Origin of the sequence: Bacillus sp. FSL R5-0422, from assembly GCF_038610765.1 — a bacterium.
Taxonomy (GTDB): domain Bacteria; phylum Bacillota; class Bacilli; order Bacillales; family Bacillaceae; genus Bacillus; species Bacillus pumilus_O.
Genome location: NZ_CP152014.1, coordinates 2,347,187 through 2,366,730, shown reverse-complemented (window position 1 = coordinate 2,366,730; position 19,544 = coordinate 2,347,187). Strand labels below are relative to the sequence as shown.

Annotated in this window: 15 protein-coding genes, 1 other RNA gene, 1 pseudogene and 1 other annotated feature; of the genes and pseudogenes, 14 read left to right on the top strand and 3 right to left on the bottom strand. The window is 42.2% G+C overall.

The genetic code is table 11. The features are described 5' to 3' along the window. The first annotated feature begins 147 nt into the window (after window positions 1–147). Entirely contained in the window at window positions 148–810 is a 663-nt protein-coding gene (locus MKX52_RS12095) for a DUF421 domain-containing protein (RefSeq protein ID WP_012010737.1), read from the top strand. A gap of 1 nt (window position 811) precedes the next feature. Here the strand turns inward: MKX52_RS12095 and spoVB are convergent, their stop codons facing one another. Further along, complete coding sequence (gene spoVB / locus MKX52_RS12090) at window positions 812–2,362, bottom strand: stage V sporulation protein B (RefSeq protein ID WP_342490770.1); 1,551 nt, start codon at window positions 2,360–2,362, stop codon at window positions 812–814. 115 nt (window positions 2,363–2,477) lie between these two features. On the opposite strand from spoVB, the gene MKX52_RS12085 reads away from it, so the two are divergent. The 8 genes and pseudogenes from MKX52_RS12085 to dtd all read left to right on the top strand — a co-directional run bounded on the left by MKX52_RS12085 (window position 2,478) and on the right by dtd (window position 11,680). Then, the gene (locus tag MKX52_RS12085; protein WP_342490769.1) at window positions 2,478–2,774 is read left to right on the top strand and encodes a post-transcriptional regulator; all 297 of its coding nucleotides are present in this window, start codon (window positions 2,478–2,480) and stop codon (window positions 2,772–2,774) included. A gap of 41 nt (window positions 2,775–2,815) precedes the next feature. Further along, window positions 2,816–5,044: a protein translocase subunit SecDF gene (secDF, locus tag MKX52_RS12080; RefSeq protein WP_012010735.1), complete on the top strand. Its 2,229-nt coding sequence runs from the start codon at window positions 2,816–2,818 to the stop codon at window positions 5,042–5,044. 158 nt (window positions 5,045–5,202) lie between these two features. Further along, window positions 5,203–5,468 (top strand): annotated as a pseudogene (locus MKX52_RS12075) (TrkA C-terminal domain-containing protein); the annotation flags it as partial. 101 nt (window positions 5,469–5,569) lie between these two features. After that, a complete protein-coding gene (locus MKX52_RS12070; RefSeq protein WP_144469243.1) occupies window positions 5,570–5,923 on the top strand; it encodes a lipopolysaccharide assembly protein LapA domain-containing protein in 354 nt (117 codons plus the stop codon). Window positions 5,924–6,004: 81 nt separating this feature from the next. After that, a complete protein-coding gene (gene recJ, locus MKX52_RS12065) occupies window positions 6,005–8,329 on the top strand; it encodes a single-stranded-DNA-specific exonuclease RecJ (RefSeq protein ID WP_342490768.1) in 2,325 nt (774 codons plus the stop codon). A gap of 23 nt (window positions 8,330–8,352) precedes the next feature. After that, on the top strand, window positions 8,353–8,865 hold the full coding sequence (locus MKX52_RS12060; RefSeq protein WP_003216770.1) for an adenine phosphoribosyltransferase: 513 nt from the start codon (window positions 8,353–8,355) through the stop codon (window positions 8,863–8,865). Window positions 8,866–9,007: 142 nt separating this feature from the next. Further along, entirely contained in the window at window positions 9,008–11,218 is a 2,211-nt protein-coding gene (locus MKX52_RS12055) for a bifunctional (p)ppGpp synthetase/guanosine-3',5'-bis(diphosphate) 3'-pyrophosphohydrolase (protein ID WP_012010732.1), read from the top strand. 18 nt (window positions 11,219–11,236) lie between these two features. Then, complete coding sequence (gene dtd / locus MKX52_RS12050) at window positions 11,237–11,680, top strand: D-aminoacyl-tRNA deacylase (protein ID WP_144504324.1); 444 nt, start codon at window positions 11,237–11,239, stop codon at window positions 11,678–11,680. A 96-nt stretch (window positions 11,681–11,776) separates the two neighbouring features. Here the strand turns inward: dtd and MKX52_RS12045 are convergent, their stop codons facing one another. Then, window positions 11,777–13,357, bottom strand: coding sequence for an SH3 domain-containing protein (locus MKX52_RS12045; RefSeq protein WP_342490767.1), 1,581 nt, complete (start codon window positions 13,355–13,357; stop codon window positions 11,777–11,779). 137 nt (window positions 13,358–13,494) lie between these two features. On the opposite strand from MKX52_RS12045, the gene MKX52_RS12040 reads away from it, so the two are divergent. From MKX52_RS12040 to MKX52_RS12020, 5 genes are all read left to right on the top strand, one after another. Then, window positions 13,495–13,665 carry a YrzK family protein gene (locus tag MKX52_RS12040; RefSeq protein WP_003216250.1) on the top strand — a complete coding sequence of 57 codons (171 nt, stop codon included), beginning with the start codon at window positions 13,495–13,497 and terminating at the stop codon, window positions 13,663–13,665. Window positions 13,666–13,723: 58 nt separating this feature from the next. After that, window positions 13,724–13,963 (top strand) — a binding site (T-box leader). Window positions 13,964–14,036: 73 nt separating this feature from the next. Beyond that, complete coding sequence (gene hisS, locus MKX52_RS12035; RefSeq protein ID WP_060930053.1) at window positions 14,037–15,311, top strand: histidine--tRNA ligase; 1,275 nt, start codon at window positions 14,037–14,039, stop codon at window positions 15,309–15,311. Between the two features lie 18 nt (window positions 15,312–15,329). Continuing rightward, window positions 15,330–17,108, top strand: coding sequence for an aspartate--tRNA ligase (gene aspS / locus MKX52_RS12030; RefSeq protein WP_088003854.1), 1,779 nt, complete (start codon window positions 15,330–15,332; stop codon window positions 17,106–17,108). 77 nt (window positions 17,109–17,185) lie between these two features. Then, window positions 17,186–17,366: non-coding RNA, 6S RNA (ssrS, locus tag MKX52_RS12025), on the top strand. Window positions 17,367–17,458: 92 nt separating this feature from the next. Next, window positions 17,459–18,223 carry a tRNA threonylcarbamoyladenosine dehydratase gene (locus tag MKX52_RS12020; RefSeq protein WP_012010728.1) on the top strand — a complete coding sequence of 255 codons (765 nt, stop codon included), beginning with the start codon at window positions 17,459–17,461 and terminating at the stop codon, window positions 18,221–18,223. 32 nt (window positions 18,224–18,255) lie between these two features. On the opposite strand, the gene MKX52_RS12015 is transcribed toward MKX52_RS12020, so the two are convergent. Beyond that, on the bottom strand, window positions 18,256–19,521 hold the full coding sequence (locus MKX52_RS12015; protein WP_342490766.1) for a replication-associated recombination protein A: 1,266 nt from the start codon (window positions 19,519–19,521) through the stop codon (window positions 18,256–18,258). Window positions 19,522–19,544 lie beyond the last annotated feature (23 nt).

Sequence of the window (19,544 nt, the reverse complement as noted above, 5' to 3'; positions counted from 1 at the left end):
AATTGACCGAAGCTTGTCTTTTACTAAAATGTATTCACATGGAAGAAAAAATAGACATGTTTCTCACGATAAAAACAGAGGCTTTCTTTTCTACATAAATAAAGGGTTTTGACACAAGCTATGTGAGAGAAGGAGGGTTTACATCATATGCAGGAAATCTTGATTATCTCCATGAGAACAATCATTTTATATTTTCTTATTTGGTTTATTTTTCGGCTAATGGGCAAAAGAGAGATTGGAGAATTAAGCATTTTAGATCTTGTCATTTTTATGATGATCGCAGAAATTGCAGTTCTCGCTATAGAAGAAGTCGAGGATCATATGTTACATACGGTATGGCCGATTCTGCTGTTAACCTTCATTCAAATTACACTTGCCTACCTCTCATTGAAATTCCAAGGTGTCCGGCGCTTTCTTGATGGCAAACCGGTCCTGCTCATCATCAATGGGAAAATTGACGAAGGTGCGATGAGAAAACAGCGATACAATTTTGATGATCTGCTCATTCAGTTAAGAGAAAACAACATCGATAGCATTCAGGATGTCTCTTACGCCATTTTAGAACCATCTGGAAAGCTCGCCGTTGTTGAAAAAGAAAACAAGCACACACATGGAGCGCTTGAGTTGCCACTTATTGCAGATGGGGTTGTGCAGCATGATCACCTGAAGCAAATTAATCAAAATGAACAATGGTTGAAAGATGAGCTAACCAAAAGGGGCTATCATGATATAGAGCAGATTTCATACTGCAGCTTTAATCAAAAGACATTTTATATTGATTTGAAAGATGAAGTGGTCAAAAAAAGATGAGCTAGAGCAGCTTCCCAATCAACGGGATGCGGCGCAGCTCTTCTTTCTTCACTAGACCGAGACAGATTAATAGAATGACATACAGCGCGCACGTTACAAAAATCAGCATAACGAGCTCAATAGGGGCAGAGAAGAATCCGTTCATTTGAGACTTCAGCCAAAGGCTCACAGCCCCAGTACCGATAATCACAAGAACGCATACCCCATATTCTTTTATTGGTAAATGAATAGGCAGTACTTTACCGACAGTTGCCGCATGAAGCAGCGTGACAAGGACGATGCCGATTAAAATGGCAAGTGCTGCCCCCATAATGCCAAAGCCTGGCTGCGAGGCAAGAACAAAGATCATTCCTGTTTTCACGACAGCACCTATCAGACTATTCGTCATCGCCGCACCAGCTAAATTGAGTGCTTGCAAGACGGCTTGAAGCGGCCCTTGAAAATAATATAATAGAAAAAATGGAGCCATGAATTTCACATAAATCGCCGCATGCGATGAACCATACATAAAGAGTGTTAAATCTTCTGCGTAAACAAAAAGAATAATACAGGATATACCTCCACTGAGTAGACAAAGACGCATCGCCTGCTTCAGCCTGTATTCGACCGTTTTGCGTTTGTTCTGCTCCATTCCTTCACTGATCGCCGGGACCAGTGCAGTGGAGAGAGAATACGTAATAAAGCTAGGCAGTGTCAAAAGAGTCAGCGCAAGCCCGGTCAACTCCCCGTACTGTCTTGTCGCCTCAACAGCCGCGTATCCAGCAATCGCAAGACTTTGCGCGACAACTATCGGCTCTAAAAACCACGAAATATTCCCGATAAAACGGCTGCCTGTTGTTGGCAGGGCAATACTCATCAGCTGCTTAAATGTGTCCTTACCGTCATGAATTGCCTTGAAAAATCGTTTTCGAATGCGAATGGTCTTTTTGTAACGAAAGGCAATTAGTAAATAAGCAAGTGAAATCATCTCTCCAATGACAGATGAAATCATCGCACCTGCTGCCGCAAATTCAATCCCATAAGGAAGAAAAGCTGTTGTACATACGGCTACTAGAGAAATTCTTGCAACCTGTTCCAGCACTTGAGATATGGCAAGCGGGCTCATTTGCTGTCTACCTTGAAAATAACCTCTCAGTACACTGGAAATAGCGATGACTGGGACAACAGGCGTAATAGCAAGTAGTGGATAAACCGTTCTAGGATCTGTCAGCATATTTTCTGCCATGATGGGCGCAAACCATAAAAAGAGCGGCGTGAATAACAGGCTGAGTGTCCCTGTTACTGCAAGAGACATGACAAGAATTCGTTTGGTTTTCTGTTTGTCTCCGCGGGCTTCTGCTTCTGCGACAAGCTTACTTATAGCGACAGGCAGTCCGAATTGTGTCAGCGTCACAGCGAGAAAAAAGGTAGGAGCAGCCATCATATAAAGCCCGACTCCTTCTTCGCCAATGAACCTTGCAATCACAATTCGATTGACAAAACCCAATATTCTCGTGATAAAACCTGCTAAAATTAAAATAATCGTTCCCTTTAAAAACGTTTGCTTCGTCAAATCAAAGATCACCTGCCTTCTCAAACGACATAGAATCATATACAATAAGATATGCGTGTATATCGTCCAAGCATGACAAGTCTCTCGATAAAAACTGAAAAGGGGGAGCATCCCATTGACACAACATCCGGCTGCAATTTACAAAGACCATTTAAAGCCTTTTCTGTTCAGTAAGCTTGAAGAATTCATCGTTTTGGGCTATAAAGATGTAGATTTAGAGGAATTATGGTCATACTTAGAGAATAAGAAATGGAAGAGAAAACAAGAGTATCCGATTCATGAAATGGTTACAGATATTTTATCTGTGAAAATTGGCGAATTTATGAACTATGCAACCGTTCAGTCGTTTAAAACGTCTGCTTTTTTGGACAGTGAAGATGGCAAGAATATGCTAGATGAACTGTTGAAATAAGCCATCTTAATGGATTCAGGTGTTTAAGGAGGAAATACATAATGAAAAAAGGGCGCATTCTTGCGTTTTTCTTAGTGGTTCTGTTAATCGGAACTGGCGTAGGCTTACTAACAAAGCCTGTTGCGAAAGATATGACGCTAGGGCTGGATTTACAGGGTGGATTTGAAGTCCTGTATGATGTACATCCAGTGAAAAAAGAGGACAAGATTACAAATAGTGTCCTCGTCAGTACAGTGGAGGCTTTGAACCGAAGAGCCAATGTGCTAGGTGTAAGTGAGCCGAACATCTCGATTGAAGGCAACAATCGTATCCGTGTGCAGCTTGCAGGAGTAAAAGATCAAAACAGAGCGAGGGAGATTCTTTCCACTGAAGCACAGCTATCCTTCAGAGATACGAATGATAAAGAACTCCTAAACGGGGCTGACCTAGTCGAAAACAGTGCAAAACAAACATTCAGTCAAACGAATGAGCCAATTGTGACGGTTAAACTAAAGGATGCGAAAAAATTTGGTGACGTCACAAGAAAAGTAGCGGCGATGGCGCCGAATAACCAGCTTGTCATTTGGCTTGATTACAACAAAGGAGATTCCTTCAAAAAAGAAGTCTCAAAATCAGACCACAAGTATGTCTCTGCACCGAATGTGAATCAAGAAATTAACAGCAGTGACGTGCAAATTGAAGGGAAATTTACTGTCCAAGAGGCAAAAGACCTTGCTAGTATTTTAAATGCTGGGGCATTGCCAGTGAAATTAACTGAAAAGTACTCTACTTCAGTGAGTGCGCAATTCGGTGAACAGGCATTAAATGAAACTGTCTTTGCAGGGATTGTGGGAATTGCCCTCATTTTCTTATTCATGCTTTTTTATTACCGAATACCTGGTCTTATTGCTGTCATTACGTTATCAACGTATATCTATATTACCTTACAGGTGTTTGACTGGATGGGTGCTGTTCTGACACTTCCTGGAATTGCGGCACTGATTCTTGGAGTAGGGATGGCGGTTGATGCCAACATCATCACATATGAACGAATCAAAGAGGAGCTTAAGCTCGGTAAATCTGTCCGTTCTGCTTTCAGGTCAGGAAACCGCCGATCATTTGCAACCATCTTTGATGCAAACTTAACGAGTATTATTGCAGGGGGCGTCCTTTTCTTCTTTGGGACAAGTTCTGTAAAAGGGTTTGCGACTATGCTGATCCTTTCCATTTTAACAAGCTTTATTACGGCTGTATTCCTATCAAGATTCCTTCTTGGTCTGCTTGTGGAAAGTCGCGCGCTCGATCGCAAGAAAGGCTGGTTTGGTGTCCGTCAAAAAGACATCATCGATATTCATGAAACAACAGAAAATACTGAACCAAAAACACCATTTGATAAATGGGATTTTGTCAGCAAGCGAAAAGGTTTCATGATTTTCTCAATAGCCATTACCATTGCGGGAATTATCGTCCTTTCGATTTTCAAACTCAATGCGGGTATTGACTTTGCAAGTGGTACAAGAGTAGACATTCAAAGTGACCATAAGCTGTCAACTGCTCAAATCGAGCAAGACTTTCACAAATTAGATCTTGATACAGATAGTGTTGTATTATCTGGTCAAAAAGAAAATCAAGCAGCGGCACGATTTGTTGGTGTGCCAAATAAAGAAAAAATTGCAGAAGTGAAAGATTACTTTAAAGATAAGTATGGAACAGAACCGAACGTCAGCACGGTGTCTCCTACGGTCGGAAAAGAACTTGCACGTAATGCTTTATATGCCATCATCATTGCTTCGATTGGGATCATTATTTATGTTTCCATTCGGTTTGAATATAAGATGGCCATTGCAGCGATTGCTTCCCTTTTATATGATGCATTCTTCATTGTGGCATTCTTTAGTATTACACGATTAGAGGTCGATGTGACCTTCATTGCGGCGATCCTCACGGTAATCGGATATTCGATCAATGACACGATCGTGACGTTCGATAGGGTTCGTGAGCAAATGAAGAAACGTAAACCAAAAACGGTAGAAGATCTATCTTACATCGTCAACTTGAGTTTACAGCAAACCTTTACAAGATCTATCAATACGGTACTCACTGTCGTAATTGTTGTGATCGCACTGCTTATCTTCGGATCGGCGTCGATTACAAACTTCTCCCTCGCCTTACTTGTCGGTCTGTTAACAGGGGTGTACTCATCTCTATATATCGCAGCACAAATTTGGCTTATGTGGAAAGGCCGTGATCTGAAAAAGCCGGCGAAGATTGATACTGAGCAAGATATTTAATGGAGAAAGGCTGCCTGTTTGGCAGTCTTTTTTCTATAGATTTCCCGAGATTAAGGCGATTCGTAAACATTTCGGTATCGTTGATCTTGAAATGGCCTTTTGCTATAATGACATACGTTTAGATCAGTCTAGTAAGCAAGTGTCCGTTCGGGTATCTTGTAAACGATGAGGAAGCAAGACAAATTGCAGCAATCTTAGCTGGCATGGTATATAAGCCGAAAGCGCTTGAAACTGTAGAAGTAGATTGATGAACTGAAATGTCCGCCAAAACTATCAAGTAACAGTCATCGCTATCGTGAGGAAATCACATGAGAAGCTGTTAAACCTAGGACCTAAGACGGTCATTGAAGAAGGGGATACCCTTGTTATTTCTGGAGAAAGACAAGAAATAAAGAACCTCATTAAAGAAAAACTCAGTAGCTAATTCATGCCCACGCTGATAGATTTTCTTCCTCTTTTTCTTTCTGTGTTTAAAAAGGACAATGAAAAGGGAAGAATAAAAGAAAAAGCTTGGGGGATATGTAGATGAACAAACAACAATGGACCATCATACTCGCATTTATTTTCGTATTAATTGTCTCAGTATTTGCCGTCATCAATGTGCGGCCAGTGCAAGTTGACTATTTATTTGGATCGGCTGAATGGCCGCTAATCCTTGTCATTATTGGTTCTGTGCTCATGGGCGGACTCATTGTGGCTTTTGCAGGGATTTTCCAAATTGTGAAACTAAAACGTGAATTAAAGGCTTTAAAAGCTGAGCGTGCAGCCGCACCTGCACCTGTTGTTTCGAATAAAAAGGTCGACAAAGACGTTCAAAAAAAACCGAATGTGACGCCTTTAAAAGAACAGCCGGCATCATTTGATCGGAAGGAAAAATAATCTTCCAGCACAATTTCATAAAATAAAAATTGAAACCCCTCAGGCCACTCTAGTATAATAGTGTGGTTGAGGGGTGAGTTTATGTTATTATCCAAAATGCGCTGGGAATATGAACATCCAAGCGAAGAAAAAGTGAAATCACTCTCTGAAAATCTGAATATTTCAGCGCTGACTGCATCGCTTCTTGTAAAAAGAGGACTCGAAGAAGTAGAAGAAGCGAGGTCTTTTTTATTTGATCAAAAAGCCGAATTCCATGATCCATTTCTATTAAAAGGAATGAAAGAAGCAGTAGAGCGCATCAACAAAGCGATCGAAGAGCAGGAATCGATTGTGATCTTCGGAGACTATGATGCGGATGGTGTGACAAGTACGTCTGTGCTTTTACATACATTAAAAGAGTTGTCTGCGAAAGTAGACTTTTATATTCCAGATCGATTTAAAGAAGGCTACGGGCCTAATGAACAGGCTTTTCGATATATCAAAGAGCAAGGCGCATCGCTTGTCATCACGGTCGATACAGGCATTGCAGCTGTAAATGAAGCACGTATTGCAAAAGAAATAGGATTAGATCTGATCATTACAGATCACCATGAACCAAGTGAGGAGCTGCCTGAGGCACTTGCGATTGTCCATCCTAAGCAGCCAGGTTGTGAGTATCCTTTTAAAGAACTTGCCGGTGTAGGTGTGGCGTTTAAAGTGGCGCATGCACTTCTTGGAAAGCTGCCAACTCAGCTGTTAGATCTTGCAGCAATTGGGACAATTGCGGATCTTGTGCCGCTTCATGATGAAAATAGATGGCTTGCTAAAAAAGGGCTTATGCAGCTTCGGCAGTCGAATAGGCTAGGGCTGAAGGCGTTATTGAAAGAAGCGGGCGCTACTCTTGAAGAAGCAAATGAGGAAACGGTTGGCTTTCAAATTGCGCCAAGGCTAAATGCTGTTGGACGAATTGAACAGGCAGATCCAGCTGTCCATCTTCTCATGACAGAAGATAAGGATGAGGCAGAAGAACTCGCTCGTTTTGTACAAGAACTGAATAAAGAACGTCAAAAAATTGTGAGTACGATTACAGAAGAAGCCATTCAAATGGTGAAAGAGACAGGTGATAACCAGTCTGCGATTGTTGTAGCGAAAGCGGGCTGGAATCCGGGTGTTGTCGGAATTGTTGCTTCTAAATTGACGGATACATTTTCTCGTCCTGCGATTGTGCTTGGAATAGATGAGGAGACGCAAATGGCAAAAGGATCAGCGCGGAGTATTCCTGGCTTTGATCTATTTTTCCATTTAAGCAAATGCCGCGACATTCTGCCGCATTTCGGCGGGCACCCGATGGCTGCGGGTATGACACTTCGAGCGGATGATGTACCTTTACTAAGGGAAAGATTAAATCAATATGCGAATGAAACGTTGACAGAGGAAGATTTTATTCCGATTCAGCGGGTCGATGCCGTATGTAAGGTAGACGAATTGACGGTTGAAGCGATTGAAGAAGTGGGGATGCTGTCACCATTTGGCATGCAAAACCCAAAGCCGTTCATTATGATTGAAGATGCGAGACTTGAAGAAATCCGTACAATTGGAGCAAATCAGAATCATATTAAAATGTCTTTGAAAGATGAAGATAAGCTGCTTGACTGTGTCGGTTTTCATCAAGGTCAATTAAAAGAAGAAGTTGTCACAGGTAGCCGCATTTCCGTCATTGGTGAAATGTCCATTAATGAATGGAATAACCGGAAGAAACCTCAGCTCATGCTGAAAGATGCCCGAGTAGATGAATGGCAACTGTTTGATTTGCGCGGCAAAAATGATTGGGAAAAAACCATCTCCACGCTTGACCCAGAAAAATATGTGGTGGTCTGTTTTGACGAAGATACAAAACAGGAAGTCAATATCCCGATTCACCATGTCCATGCAGAAAATGTTTCAACATTCGATGTAGAAGGCAAGTATGTCGTTTTTGCAGATGTACCTGTAGATGAACACTTGCTAAGGCAGCTGTTAGAAAATCAAAAGCCAGCGAGAGTGTATACGGTTTTCCAAAGAAAAGAAGATCATTTCATGTCCTCTTTCCCTAGCCGTGATCAATTCAAATGGTTGTATGGATTCTTGTTGAAACGAGGAAGTTTCCCTCTCAAGGAACAAGGGATGGAGCTTGCGAAACATAGAGGCTGGACAAAAGATACAATGATTTTTATGACAAAGGTGTTTTTTGAACTCGGTTTTGTTAAAATAGAGAATGGTGTGCTGTCAATAATACGTGATGCCCCTAAAAAAGATTTAACGGCATCAGCATCCTATACAGCAAAACAACGATTGATGGAACTCGATCAAACACTAACATATTCCTCAGCCAAAGAGCTGAAGGAATGGCTGAATAGCATGATGAGCGAAGTCTCACCTGTGCTTTGACGTACGAGGAGGAAAAGGAAAAGATGGATTTAAAACAATATGTGACAGTTGTACCTGACTACCCAAAAGAAGGTGTACAATTTAAAGATATTACAACGTTAATGGATAAAGGCGAAGTGTACCGTTATGCAACGGATCAAATCGTTGAATACGCGAAGGAAAGAGACATTGATCTCATCGTTGGACCTGAAGCGCGTGGATTCATTATTGGCTGCCCTGTAGCATACGCACTTGGTGTAGGTTTTGCACCGGTTCGTAAAGAAGGAAAGCTTCCTCGTGAAGTCGTTAAAGTCGAATACGGCTTAGAATATGGGAAAGATGTATTAACGATTCATAAAGATGCGATTCGTCCTGGTCAGCGTGTATTGATCACAGATGACTTACTTGCGACTGGTGGAACAATTGAAGCGTCCATCAAGCTTGTAGAGGAATTGGGCGGCGTTGTGGCAGGGATTGCATTCTTGATTGAGCTGACGTATCTGGACGGCAGAAAGAAGCTTGACGGTTACGACATCTTGACGTTAATGCAATACTAATGGAGTTTTACGCAAAAAGCACTCGGTAAGAAGGGTGCTTTTTTCCTATCAAAAATCTTTTAGCGGACTTCTTCTCTTTACATCTATCGAATTTTTCTTGATAATAAACTACAATACAGTTTTCATTTAAAAAGGTGATTCCATGGCGAACGAACAAGTTTTAACGGCGCAGCAGGTCATTGACAAGGCAAGAGAATACCTGTCCGCTGAACATATTCAATTTATAGAGCGAGCATATGAATATGCTGAAAATGCACATAAGGAGCAATACCGGAAGTCTGGTGAGCCTTATATTATCCATCCAATTCAAGTAGCGGGGATTCTTGTTGACCTTGAAATGGACCCATCGACCATTGCAGGCGGTTTCCTGCACGATGTTGTCGAGGATACAGATGTGACATTACAGGATTTAAAAGAGCATTTTAACGAAGAAGTTGCGATGCTTGTTGATGGTGTAACAAAGCTCGGGAAGATTAAATATAAATCACAAGAAGAACAGCAGGCCGAAAACCATCGAAAAATGTTTGTAGCAATGGCGCAGGATATACGCGTCATCTTGATTAAACTGGCAGATCGTTTGCACAATATGAGAACGCTCAAACACCTTCCTCAGGAAAAGCAGCGTAGAATTTCAAATGAAACCCTTGAAATTTTTGCACCGCTTGCGCACAGATTAGGGATTTCAAAGATTAAGTGGGAGCTTGAAGATACAGCACTCCGTTACTTAAATCCGCAGCAATATTACCGGATTGTGAATCTCATGAAGCGCAAACGAGCGGAACGAGAGGAATACTTGGACGAGGTTGTCAATGAAGTAAAAGATCGTGTGTCAGAGGTAAACATCAAGGCTGAATTTTCCGGAAGACCAAAGCATATTTATAGTATTTATCGCAAAATGGTCTTGCAAAATAAGCAGTTTAATGAAATTTATGATCTGCTGGCGGTTCGTATTTTGGTTGACAGCATTAAAGACTGCTATGCCGTGCTTGGGATTATCCATACATGCTGGAAGCCGATGCCTGGCAGGTTTAAGGATTATATTGCCATGCCAAAGCCGAATATGTACCAATCGCTTCATACAACAGTGATTGGGCCAAAAGGAGACCCGCTTGAAGTTCAGATCCGTACAGTGGAAATGCATGAAATTGCAGAGTACGGAATTGCTGCGCACTGGGCATACAAAGAAGGAAAAGAGTCAGCAGAATCAACGGAGGAAGCGGTCTTCCAGAAGAAGCTCTCTTGGTTTAGAGAAATCCTTGAATTCCAAAATGAATCTACAGATGCAGAAGAATTTATGGAATCGTTAAAAATCGATCTCTTCTCTGATATGGTGTTTGTCTTTACACCAAAAGGAGACGTCATTGAACTGCCATCAGGTTCCGTTCCGATTGACTTTTCTTACCGCATTCACTCGGAAATTGGGAATAAAACGATCGGTGCGAAGGTCAACGGAAAGATGGTCACGCTCGATCATAAATTGAAGACAGGTGACATTATTGAAATTCTGACATCAAAGCACAGCTATGGGCCAAGTCAGGATTGGGTCAAACTTGCCCAAACCTCCCAAGCGAAGCACAAGATCAGACAGTTTTTCAAAAAACAGCGCCGTGAAGAAAATGTCGAAAAAGGCCGAGAGCTCGTGGAGAAAGAAATCAAAAACCTTGAGTTTGATGTCAAAGACATTCTGACAGCTGAAAACCTGCAAAAAGTGGCTGACAAATTTAATTTTTCAAACGAAGAGGACATGTATGCAGCGGTTGGTTATAACGGAATTACTGCACTCCAAGTCGCCAATCGTTTAACTGAAAAAGAAAGAAAACAAAGAGATCAAGAAGAACAAGAAAAAACGGTTCAAGAAGTGACTGTAGAGCCAAAGACATATCACGGGAAGAAACGAGAAGCAGGCGTAAGAGTCAAAGGGATAGATAACCTGCTTGTCCGCTTATCTAAGTGCTGTAACCCTGTTCCTGGTGATAGCATTGTTGGTTTTATTACGAAAGGCCGAGGCGTATCTGTTCACCGTGATGATTGTCCGAACGTGAAAACAGGAGAAGCGCAGGAACGGTTAATCCCGGTAGAGTGGGAGCATGAACAGCCTGCTCGAAACCGTAAAGAATACAATGTGGAAATTGAAATACTAGGATATGACAGACGCGGCTTACTCAATGAGGTGCTTCAAGCAGTCAACGAAACGAAAACGAACATCTCGTCAGTTTCTGGTAAGTCTGATCGTAACAAAGTGGCGACGATCCATATGGCGATCTTTATCCAAAACATTAACCATTTGCACAAAGTGGTAGAACGCATTAAACAAATCAAAGACATTTACTCTGTTCGCCGATTCATGAATTAGAAAGGAAGTATATCGTCTATGAGACTTGTTGTGCAGCGAGTGACAAGTGCATCTGTGAAGGTAGAAGAAGAGATCACAGGTGCCATCAATGAAGGATATATGGTACTCGTTGGTGTCACACACGAAGATACAGAAGAAGATGTGCATTACTTAGCTGATAAGCTTGCACATTTACGTATTTTTGAGGATGAAAACGGGAAAATGAATTATTCGTTATTGGATGTAAAAGGAAGCGTTTTGTCTGTATCCCAGTTTACCCTTTATGGTGATACGAGAAAGGGCAGAAGGCCGAATTTTATGAAAGCAGCCAAGCCAGATGCTGCGAACGCCCTTTACGAATGTTTCAATAAAGCCCTTAGAGAAAAAGGCATACATGTAGAAACTGGCCGCTTTGGCGCAATGATGGATGTGTCATTGACCAATTCAGGACCCGTCACCATCTGGATGGATAGCAAAGAATAGATTCACTTTAGACTGTAGATAAACTCCTGTAGGAGTTTATCTACAGTCTTTTTCTTTTGCGACAAAATAAAAAAGAGGCACAGTGGCCTCTTTCTTTTAGCGGAAATATTGTTTTAATCCTTCTGTCATTCCTTCTGTGACTCGTTCTTGGTAAGAGGCGCTATAAATGATGGCTTCCTCCTGAGGATTGCTTAAATAGCCGAGTTCATATAAAAGAGAAGGACGTTTGTTTTCTCTTAACACAAAATAATCTCCGAATTTGATACCCTTATCAGGGATTTGAGAGCGTTTAGCAACTTCTGTATGAACGTTTGTTGCTAATTGCTGATCTTTTGATGCTTGATAATAATACGCCGTACTACCTCTGACACTTGGGTCCATAAAACTATCATAATGAAGACTAATAAATGCATCTGCATTTCTGTAATGAGATGTCGCAACCCTCGATTGAAGGCTGATAAAAGTATCTTCACTTCTAGTTAAATAAACATTTGCTCCAGAAGCCCTTAATTTGCCTGCCAGTAAATTGGCTGTTTTGATGGTAATGTTTTTCTCAAAGGCACCATCTGCGCCAATTGTGCCGCTGTCTTTTCCGCCATGACCTGGATCAAGAACAATCGTTTTTCCTTTTAAAGAACCAGTTCCTGACGATGAATCCTGCTGTGGTCTTGGTGCCTCGCTGCTATTTTTATTCGTTTGAACGACCCAGCTTGCTACATAACCAGTTCCGCCGTTTGATAACGTCACCTCGTACCAGTCACCTTGCGTGCGAACAATTTGGTAGGCAGCGCCTTTTGTGGCTCTTTCTGCAATTTGAGCAGAAGTAGAAGCGCTTTTTCGAATGTTGGTGCCATCGTAGACAATGTATGCTTTCTTTTGGGAAGTCGAAGAAGATGAGTTCTTTTCACCCGCTGAACTCGCTCCATTGCTTGTGACGATGTAATAGCTTGCTGCCCAGCCTTTCACGCCTTTTGCCTCAATTTCATACCAGCCGTTCTGCTCGCGCAAAATAGTAACCTGTGTATTGCGGGCAAGTGAAGCGACGACTTGTGCATTTGGTGCTGCCGATTGCCTTACATTCAAGCTCGATACGCCAACTGTGCCTGTCTGTTTAGAGCGAGAGGACTCGCCAGAGCTTGATTGAGAGGCCTTTTGGCCGCCTGACACATAATCAGAGTGGACCCAGCCTACTGCTTGTTTATACGAAATTTTTGTCCATTCGCCGCTTGTCTGCAGCTTTTTAGCGGAAGCGCCTTGCGGGAAAGTTCCGACGACTTGATAGGAAGTCCCAGGGCCTGTCCGTATGCGAAGATCAGTGGCTGTCGATGTAATAGAACTGCTGCCAGATGAGCTTTGATTTTGCGTCTTTGACTTAGCAGCCTTTTGGCTGCCAGCTGATGTTGTAATCAGCCATGAGACGACCCAGCCTTTTTGACCATTCGATAGCCCGATCTGTACCCATTCTCCTTGTTTCGTGAGAATAGGATGGCTTTCTCCGCGCTTCACAACAGCTGCGATTCCATAGCTTAAGCCAGGACCTGTTCTCACATTGATTTCATCTGTAGCGACCACAGCTTGATCTGTTTGTGCTGTAGCATGTGCCATCGGCAAAGTACTTGCGATGAGAACAAAACAGGTAAGAAGCATCATGATTTGATTGTGTTTTTTAAAATTCAAAACGGTGTTTTCCCCTCCCTTGTAAAACCGATGAATGTAATTTCGTTATGTAATGGATGAATTCCTTGCAGTTTCCCTAATAAAAATGAATCAATCTGTTTATACTAAATAAAAACGTGATAAAAGGATGTACAAACATGAGATTAAGCAGAAAATTAGGACGAGTGCAATATAATGGACATCGTGATATCGATCGCTGGCAGCACGACGAAATGGATCAACCAGGCTTCCTTGAAGAAACCGCATCTGAATACGGATGTACGTCAAAAGAAGAGCTGGAAAAGAAAAAGAGGCACGGCAAGGGTTGACAGAGTGGCAGCACCGACCTTATTATAATATAAATCAACACACTTGAAAATTTAAAATGTGGAACTGATGATAGAGAATAGTAGGGTAAATTGCGTGAGCAGAGAGGAATCGCCTTAGGCTGTAAGCGAATCCGCATGGCATTTATCACGAAAGAACACTCTGTAGGTTTCCTGCTGAACGCTCTAAAAATGAGTCAATAGGCGGAGAACGTGAATCTGCGTTAAGGATTTGAGCGGGAACATGGCTAGATCATGTTCCAACTAGGGTGGCACCACGGGTATAACTCTCGTCCCTACTATACACATAGTAGAGGCGGGGGTTTTTTATATGTCCACATAAAAAATGAATGATGGTCGTAGGAGGACGAAAAATGAGTTTTAATATTCCAAGAGGCACACAGGATATTTTACCTGGAGAGTCAGAACGCTGGCAGTATGTTGAACAAATTGCAAGAGATACATGTGCAGCTTTTCAATACAAAGAAATCCGCACACCGATTTTTGAGCATACAGAGCTATTTGCACGGGGAGTAGGCGAATCAACCGATATCGTTCAAAAAGAGATGTATACATTTGAAGATAAAAAGGGACGCAGCATCACCCTTCGTCCAGAGGGAACAGCCTCAACTGTACGTTCTTATGTTGAAAATAAATTATTTGCACAGCCAGCGCAGCCAACAAAGCTGTATTACATCGGGCCAATGTTCCGCTATGAACGTCCGCAAACGGGAAGATATCGTCAATTTTATCAGTTTGGGATTGAAGCGATCGGTTCAAAGGATCCAGCCATTGATGCAGAAGTGATTTCCCTTGCGATGAGTGTTTATGAGAAAGCAGGTCTTTCTAACTTAAAGCTCGTCATTAACAGCCTTGGTGACAAAGAGAGCCGTGCAGACTACCGCGAGGCACTTGTTAAGCACTTTGAGCCAAGAATCGATGAATTCTGTCATGACTGTCAAACTCGTTTACATCAAAATCCGTTGCGAATTCTTGATTGTAAAAAGGATCGTGACCACGAATTGATGGCAACGGCTCCATCCATTCAAGATTACTTAAACGATGAATCACGGACTTATTTTGAAAAGGTCAAACAATACTTAACAGATATAGGCGTTGAATATGTCGTCGATCCGAACTTAGTGCGTGGTCTTGATTACTACAATCACACAGCATTTGAGATCATGAGCAATGCTGAAGGCTTTGGTGCGATTACCACATTAGCCGGCGGAGGCCGATATGATGGACTTGTTGAAGGAATTGGCGGTCCTGAATCACCAGGAATCGGCTTTGCTATGAGTATTGAGCGTTTCCTATCAGCAATCGATGCTGAAGGGATTGATCTTCCACTGCAAGATGGCATTGATCTATACATTGCTGCACTAGGTGATGATGCGAAAGATTACGCTGTTTCATTATTAAATCGTCTGAGAAAAGAAGGCATTTCAAGTGAAATGGACTATACAGGGAAGAAGTTAAAAGGACAATTTAAAGCGGCTGATCGATTAAAAGCCAAGTTTATTGCAGTCCTTGGTGAAGATGAGCTCGCGCAGCACATTGTGAATGTAAAAGATACGACAACGGGTGAACAAATTGAAGTGAAGCTTGATGAGCTGATTCAAATGATGAAGGCCCACAAGAAGGCGTAAAGAAGGAGTGGAATGTTTGTGTTTGGTAGAACTTTTTATTGTGGAGAAGTAACAGAAGACCAAATCGGTCAAACCGTTGTATTAAAAGGATGGGTTCAAAAAAGACGTGACCTTGGCGGATTAATCTTTATCGATCTGCGTGACCGTACAGGAATTGTACAAGCGGTTTTCAATCCAGACCTTTCAAAAGAGGCGCTTGAGACAGCAGAATCGATTCGTAATGAATATGTCCTTGATATTAAAGGAACGGTTGTGGCAAGAGAAGAAGCAACAATCAATCCAAATCTAAAAACAGGGAAAATTGAAATACAAGTCGAAACGGTCAGCGTGTTAAATGAAGCGAAGACTCCTCCTTTTGTGATTTCAGATCAAGCGGATGAGGTATCAGAAGATGTGCGCCTTAAATACCGTTACTTAGACCTTCGCCGTCCTGCTATGTTTGAAACGATGAAAATGCGACATGAAGTTACGAGAGCATTCCGACATTTCCTAGATGATAACGGCTTCCTAGATATTGAAACACCGATCTTAACAAAAAGTACGCCAGAGGGTGCACGTGACTATCTTGTTCCAAGCCGTGTACATGAAGGAGAATTCTATGCCTTGCCTCAGTCCCCGCAATTATTTAAACAATTGCTAATGGTCTCAGGTATGGATCGTTACTATCAAATTGCTCGCTGCTTTAGAGATGAAGACTTACGTGCTGACCGTCAGCCGGAATTCACACAAGTCGATATCGAAATGTCCTTTATGAGTCAAGAGGACATTATGACGCTTGCTGAAAAGATGATGGCAAAGGTGATGAAAGATGTCAAAGGTGTAGATCTGACATTGCCATTACCTCGTATGACATATGATGAAGCGATGAATTCTTATGGGTCTGATAAACCAGATACACGTTTTGAGATGAAGCTTGTCAACATTTCAGACACGGTAAAAGACTCTGACTTCAAAGTTTTTAGCGGAGCTGTGAAAAATGGTGGAGCTGTGAAAGCCATCAATGTCAAAGGAGCAGCAGCGAACTACTCAAGAAAAGACATTGATGCCCTTGGTGCATTTGCAGCGAACTACGGTGCAAAAGGTCTAGCTTGGCTTAAAGCAGAAGGGCCAGAATTAAAAGGGCCAATTGCTAAATTCTTTGACGAAGCAAAGCAAGGAGAATTAAAAGAGCAGCTGCAAGTCGAAGAAGGCGACCTTTTACTTTTTGTTGCAGATAAGACGTCTGTTGTCCATGATGCACTTGGCGCCCTTCGTCTAAAACTCGGCAAAGAGCTTGAACTCATCGATGAGTCTCGATTCAACTTCTTATGGGTTGTTGATTGGCCGCTGCTTGAAAAAGATGAAGAAGAAGGCCGTTTCTATGCTGCCCATCATCCATTCACAATGCCAGTACGCGACGATCTTGAATTAATTGAGACAAGCCCAGAAGACATGAAGGCACAGGCTTACGATCTTGTCCTGAATGGCTATGAGCTTGGCGGAGGTTCGATTCGTATTTTCGAAAAGGACATTCAAGAAAAAATGTTTAGCTTACTTGGGTTTTCAAAAGAAGAGGCTTATGAACAATTTGGCTTCCTTCTAGATGCTTTTGAGCACGGTGTTCCTCCGCACGGCGGAATCGCACTTGGTCTTGACCGATTAGTGATGCTGCTTGCTGGGCGCTCTAACCTAAGAGACACGATTGCGTTCCCGAAAACGGCAAGTGCGAGCTGCGTGCTAACAGATGCTCCAGGCCATGTGAGCGAGGCGCAGCTTGATGAGTTAAGCTTAGCCATTAAAACAAAAGTAAAACAGTAAAATAGACGCATAGATATAGGCATGTAAACGCTTGAAAAAGCGGCATGCCTATGATATGCTTTCTTCAATCAATAAATAAAGTCCTGATACGTACGGTGGTTACCTAGTTTTGACCGAACATTTTTTTATACGGGAGCTTGCCTTTCCTTTCTGCGTAAATGCCTCTTTAGAGGACTTATAAAGTCAGGAAGAAAGCACCCACCTGCATGGTGCGGGGTTCAAAACGAAGGAAAAGCTGGCGGCGTTGTCGGGACTTTTTTGTGTTTTTTTCGTTTACAGAAGGATGACGGAGAAGTCTGAATATGATATGATTCTTTCGATTCATTTTAAATAAAGGTGGAGTGAGGCACTTGTTACATCAGTTTTCAAGAAACGAGCTTGCCATTGGCAAGGAAGGCTTAAATATATTAAAAAACAGTACAGTTGCAGTGCTTGGTGTGGGCGGCGTTGGCTCATTTGCAGTCGAGGCACTCGCTCGTTCAGGCGTTGGTCGTATTGTTCTTGTTGATAAAGATGATATTGATATTACAAATGTAAACCGTCAGCTGCCAGCATTGCTTTCAACAGTTGGTCAGCCAAAGGTTGACTTAATGCAGGCGAGAATCGCTGATATTAATCCAGAATGTGAAGTGGTTGCGCTCAAGATGTTTTATACAGAGGAAACATATGAGCAATTTTTTGAATATCCGCTTGATTATGTCATCGATGCATCAGATACGATTCACTATAAAATTCATTTAATGAAAGAGTGTCTGAAACGAGGTGTGAACATCATTTCGAGTATGGGAGCTGCAAACAAAACAGATCCGACTCGCTTCAAAATTGATGACATTTCAAAAACCCATACCGACCCAATTGCAAAAGTCGTGAGAACGCGTCTACGAAAAGAAGGGATTCGTAAAGGAATTGAAGTCATTTTCTCTGATGAAAGTCCGATTGTGATTCGCGAAGATGTTAGAAAAGAAGTTGGAAATGATGAAGCGAAGATTCGCAAGGCACAAATGCCGCCATCTTCCAATGCATTCGTCCCATCTGTTGCAGGACTGATCATGGGTGGTCATGTGATTATGCAGCTTTTGAAAGATATTCCAATTACACGTGTGAAGGATAAATAAACAGCCACCTGCTAATTAGGCAGGGGGCTTTTTTATTTTTGGCGTTTTAAATTCTCATATACTTGTTTCAGTGCGCCTTCAAATTTGCCTGTTTGCTTCGGTTCATAGTATTGTTTGTTTTTCAGCGGATCAGGTAGGTACTGCTGCTTCACCCAGCCGTTTTCATAATCGTGTGGATATAAGTAGTCGACACCTCTACCGAGTGCTGTAGCTCCTTTGTAGTGAGCATCTTTTAAATGAACAGGGATTTCACCTATTTTCCCTGAACGAATGTCACCAAGTGCCGCATCGATTGCCTTATATGCTGAGTTGGACTTAGGAGAAAGACACAGTTCAATGACTGCATTAGCCAGCGGAATTCGTGCTTCCGGGAAACCGACTCTTTCTGCTGTCTGAACAGCGCTTAACACACGAGGTCCAGCTTGAGGACTAGCTAAGCCAATATCTTCGTAAGCCATCACGAGTAGCCTTCTTGAAATGCTTTCAAGGTCTCCTGCTTCAATCAGTCTGGCAAGGTAATGTAGTGCCGCATCTGCGTCAGATCCTCTAATGGATTTTTGAAAAGCCGAGAGGACATCATAATGAGCATCACCATTCTTATCATGTGAGAAGCTCTTTTTTTGTAAACATTCTTCTGCTGCGGCAAGAGTGATCATAATATGCCCAGCTTCATCTGCTTTTGTCGATAAGACAGCTAATTCTAACGCATTTAAAGCAGAGCGTACATCTCCGCCACATCCGTTGGCAAAATGATTCATCGCTTCATCGTCCACTCTCACCTCATAACCGCCAAGTCCGCGATGTTCATCCTGTAATGCTCTTGTTAACGCAGCTTTGATTTGCTCTGTTTCAAGCGGTTTTAGCTCAAATATTTGTGTCCGGCTCCGGATGGCAGGATTAATCGCATGATAAGGGTTAGCCGTCGTTGCACCAATTAAAATGATCATGCCATTTTCTAAATAAGGAAGAAGAAAATCTTGCTTTCCTTTATCAAGCCTGTGAACCTCGTCTAAAATGAGGATGACCTGGCCGCTCATTTTCGCTTCAGCGGCGACAGCTTCCATATCCTTTTTGTTATGAATGACCGCATTCAATGTCCGAAACGCAATGCTTGTACTGCCAGCGATCGCCGTCGCAATTGATGTTTTGCCGATGCCCGGCGGTCCATATAAAATCATCGAGGATAAATGTTTTGCCTCGACCATTCGTCTAATAATTTGACCTTCTCCAACGAGATGCTCCTGCCCAATGATGTCTTCAATATGACTTGGGCGCATCCGGTACGCTAAAGGTTTCATGATTATCTCTCCTAAAGCAATGT

Bases quoted from the DNA above. Each gene is read 5' to 3' on its own strand.
- MKX52_RS12095 (WP_012010737.1), top strand. From the start codon at position 148: ATGCAGGAAATCTTGATTATCTCCATGAGAACAATCATTTTATATTTT.
- secDF (WP_012010735.1), top strand. From the start codon at position 2,816: ATGAAAAAAGGGCGCATTCTTGCGTTTTTCTTAGTGGTTCTGTTAATC.
- MKX52_RS12070 (WP_144469243.1), top strand. From the start codon at position 5,570: ATGAACAAACAACAATGGACCATCATACTCGCATTTATTTTCGTATTA.
- recJ (WP_342490768.1), top strand. From the start codon at position 6,005: ATGTTATTATCCAAAATGCGCTGGGAATATGAACATCCAAGCGAAGAA.
- MKX52_RS12060 (WP_003216770.1), top strand. From the start codon at position 8,353: ATGGATTTAAAACAATATGTGACAGTTGTACCTGACTACCCAAAAGAA.
- MKX52_RS12055 (WP_012010732.1), top strand. From the start codon at position 9,008: ATGGCGAACGAACAAGTTTTAACGGCGCAGCAGGTCATTGACAAGGCA.
- dtd (WP_144504324.1), top strand. From the start codon at position 11,237: ATGAGACTTGTTGTGCAGCGAGTGACAAGTGCATCTGTGAAGGTAGAA.
- MKX52_RS12040 (WP_003216250.1), top strand. From the start codon at position 13,495: ATGAGATTAAGCAGAAAATTAGGACGAGTGCAATATAATGGACATCGT.
- hisS (WP_060930053.1), top strand. From the start codon at position 14,037: ATGAGTTTTAATATTCCAAGAGGCACACAGGATATTTTACCTGGAGAG.
- MKX52_RS12015 (WP_342490766.1), bottom strand. From the start codon at position 19,521: ATGAAACCTTTAGCGTACCGGATGCGCCCAAGTCATATTGAAGACATC.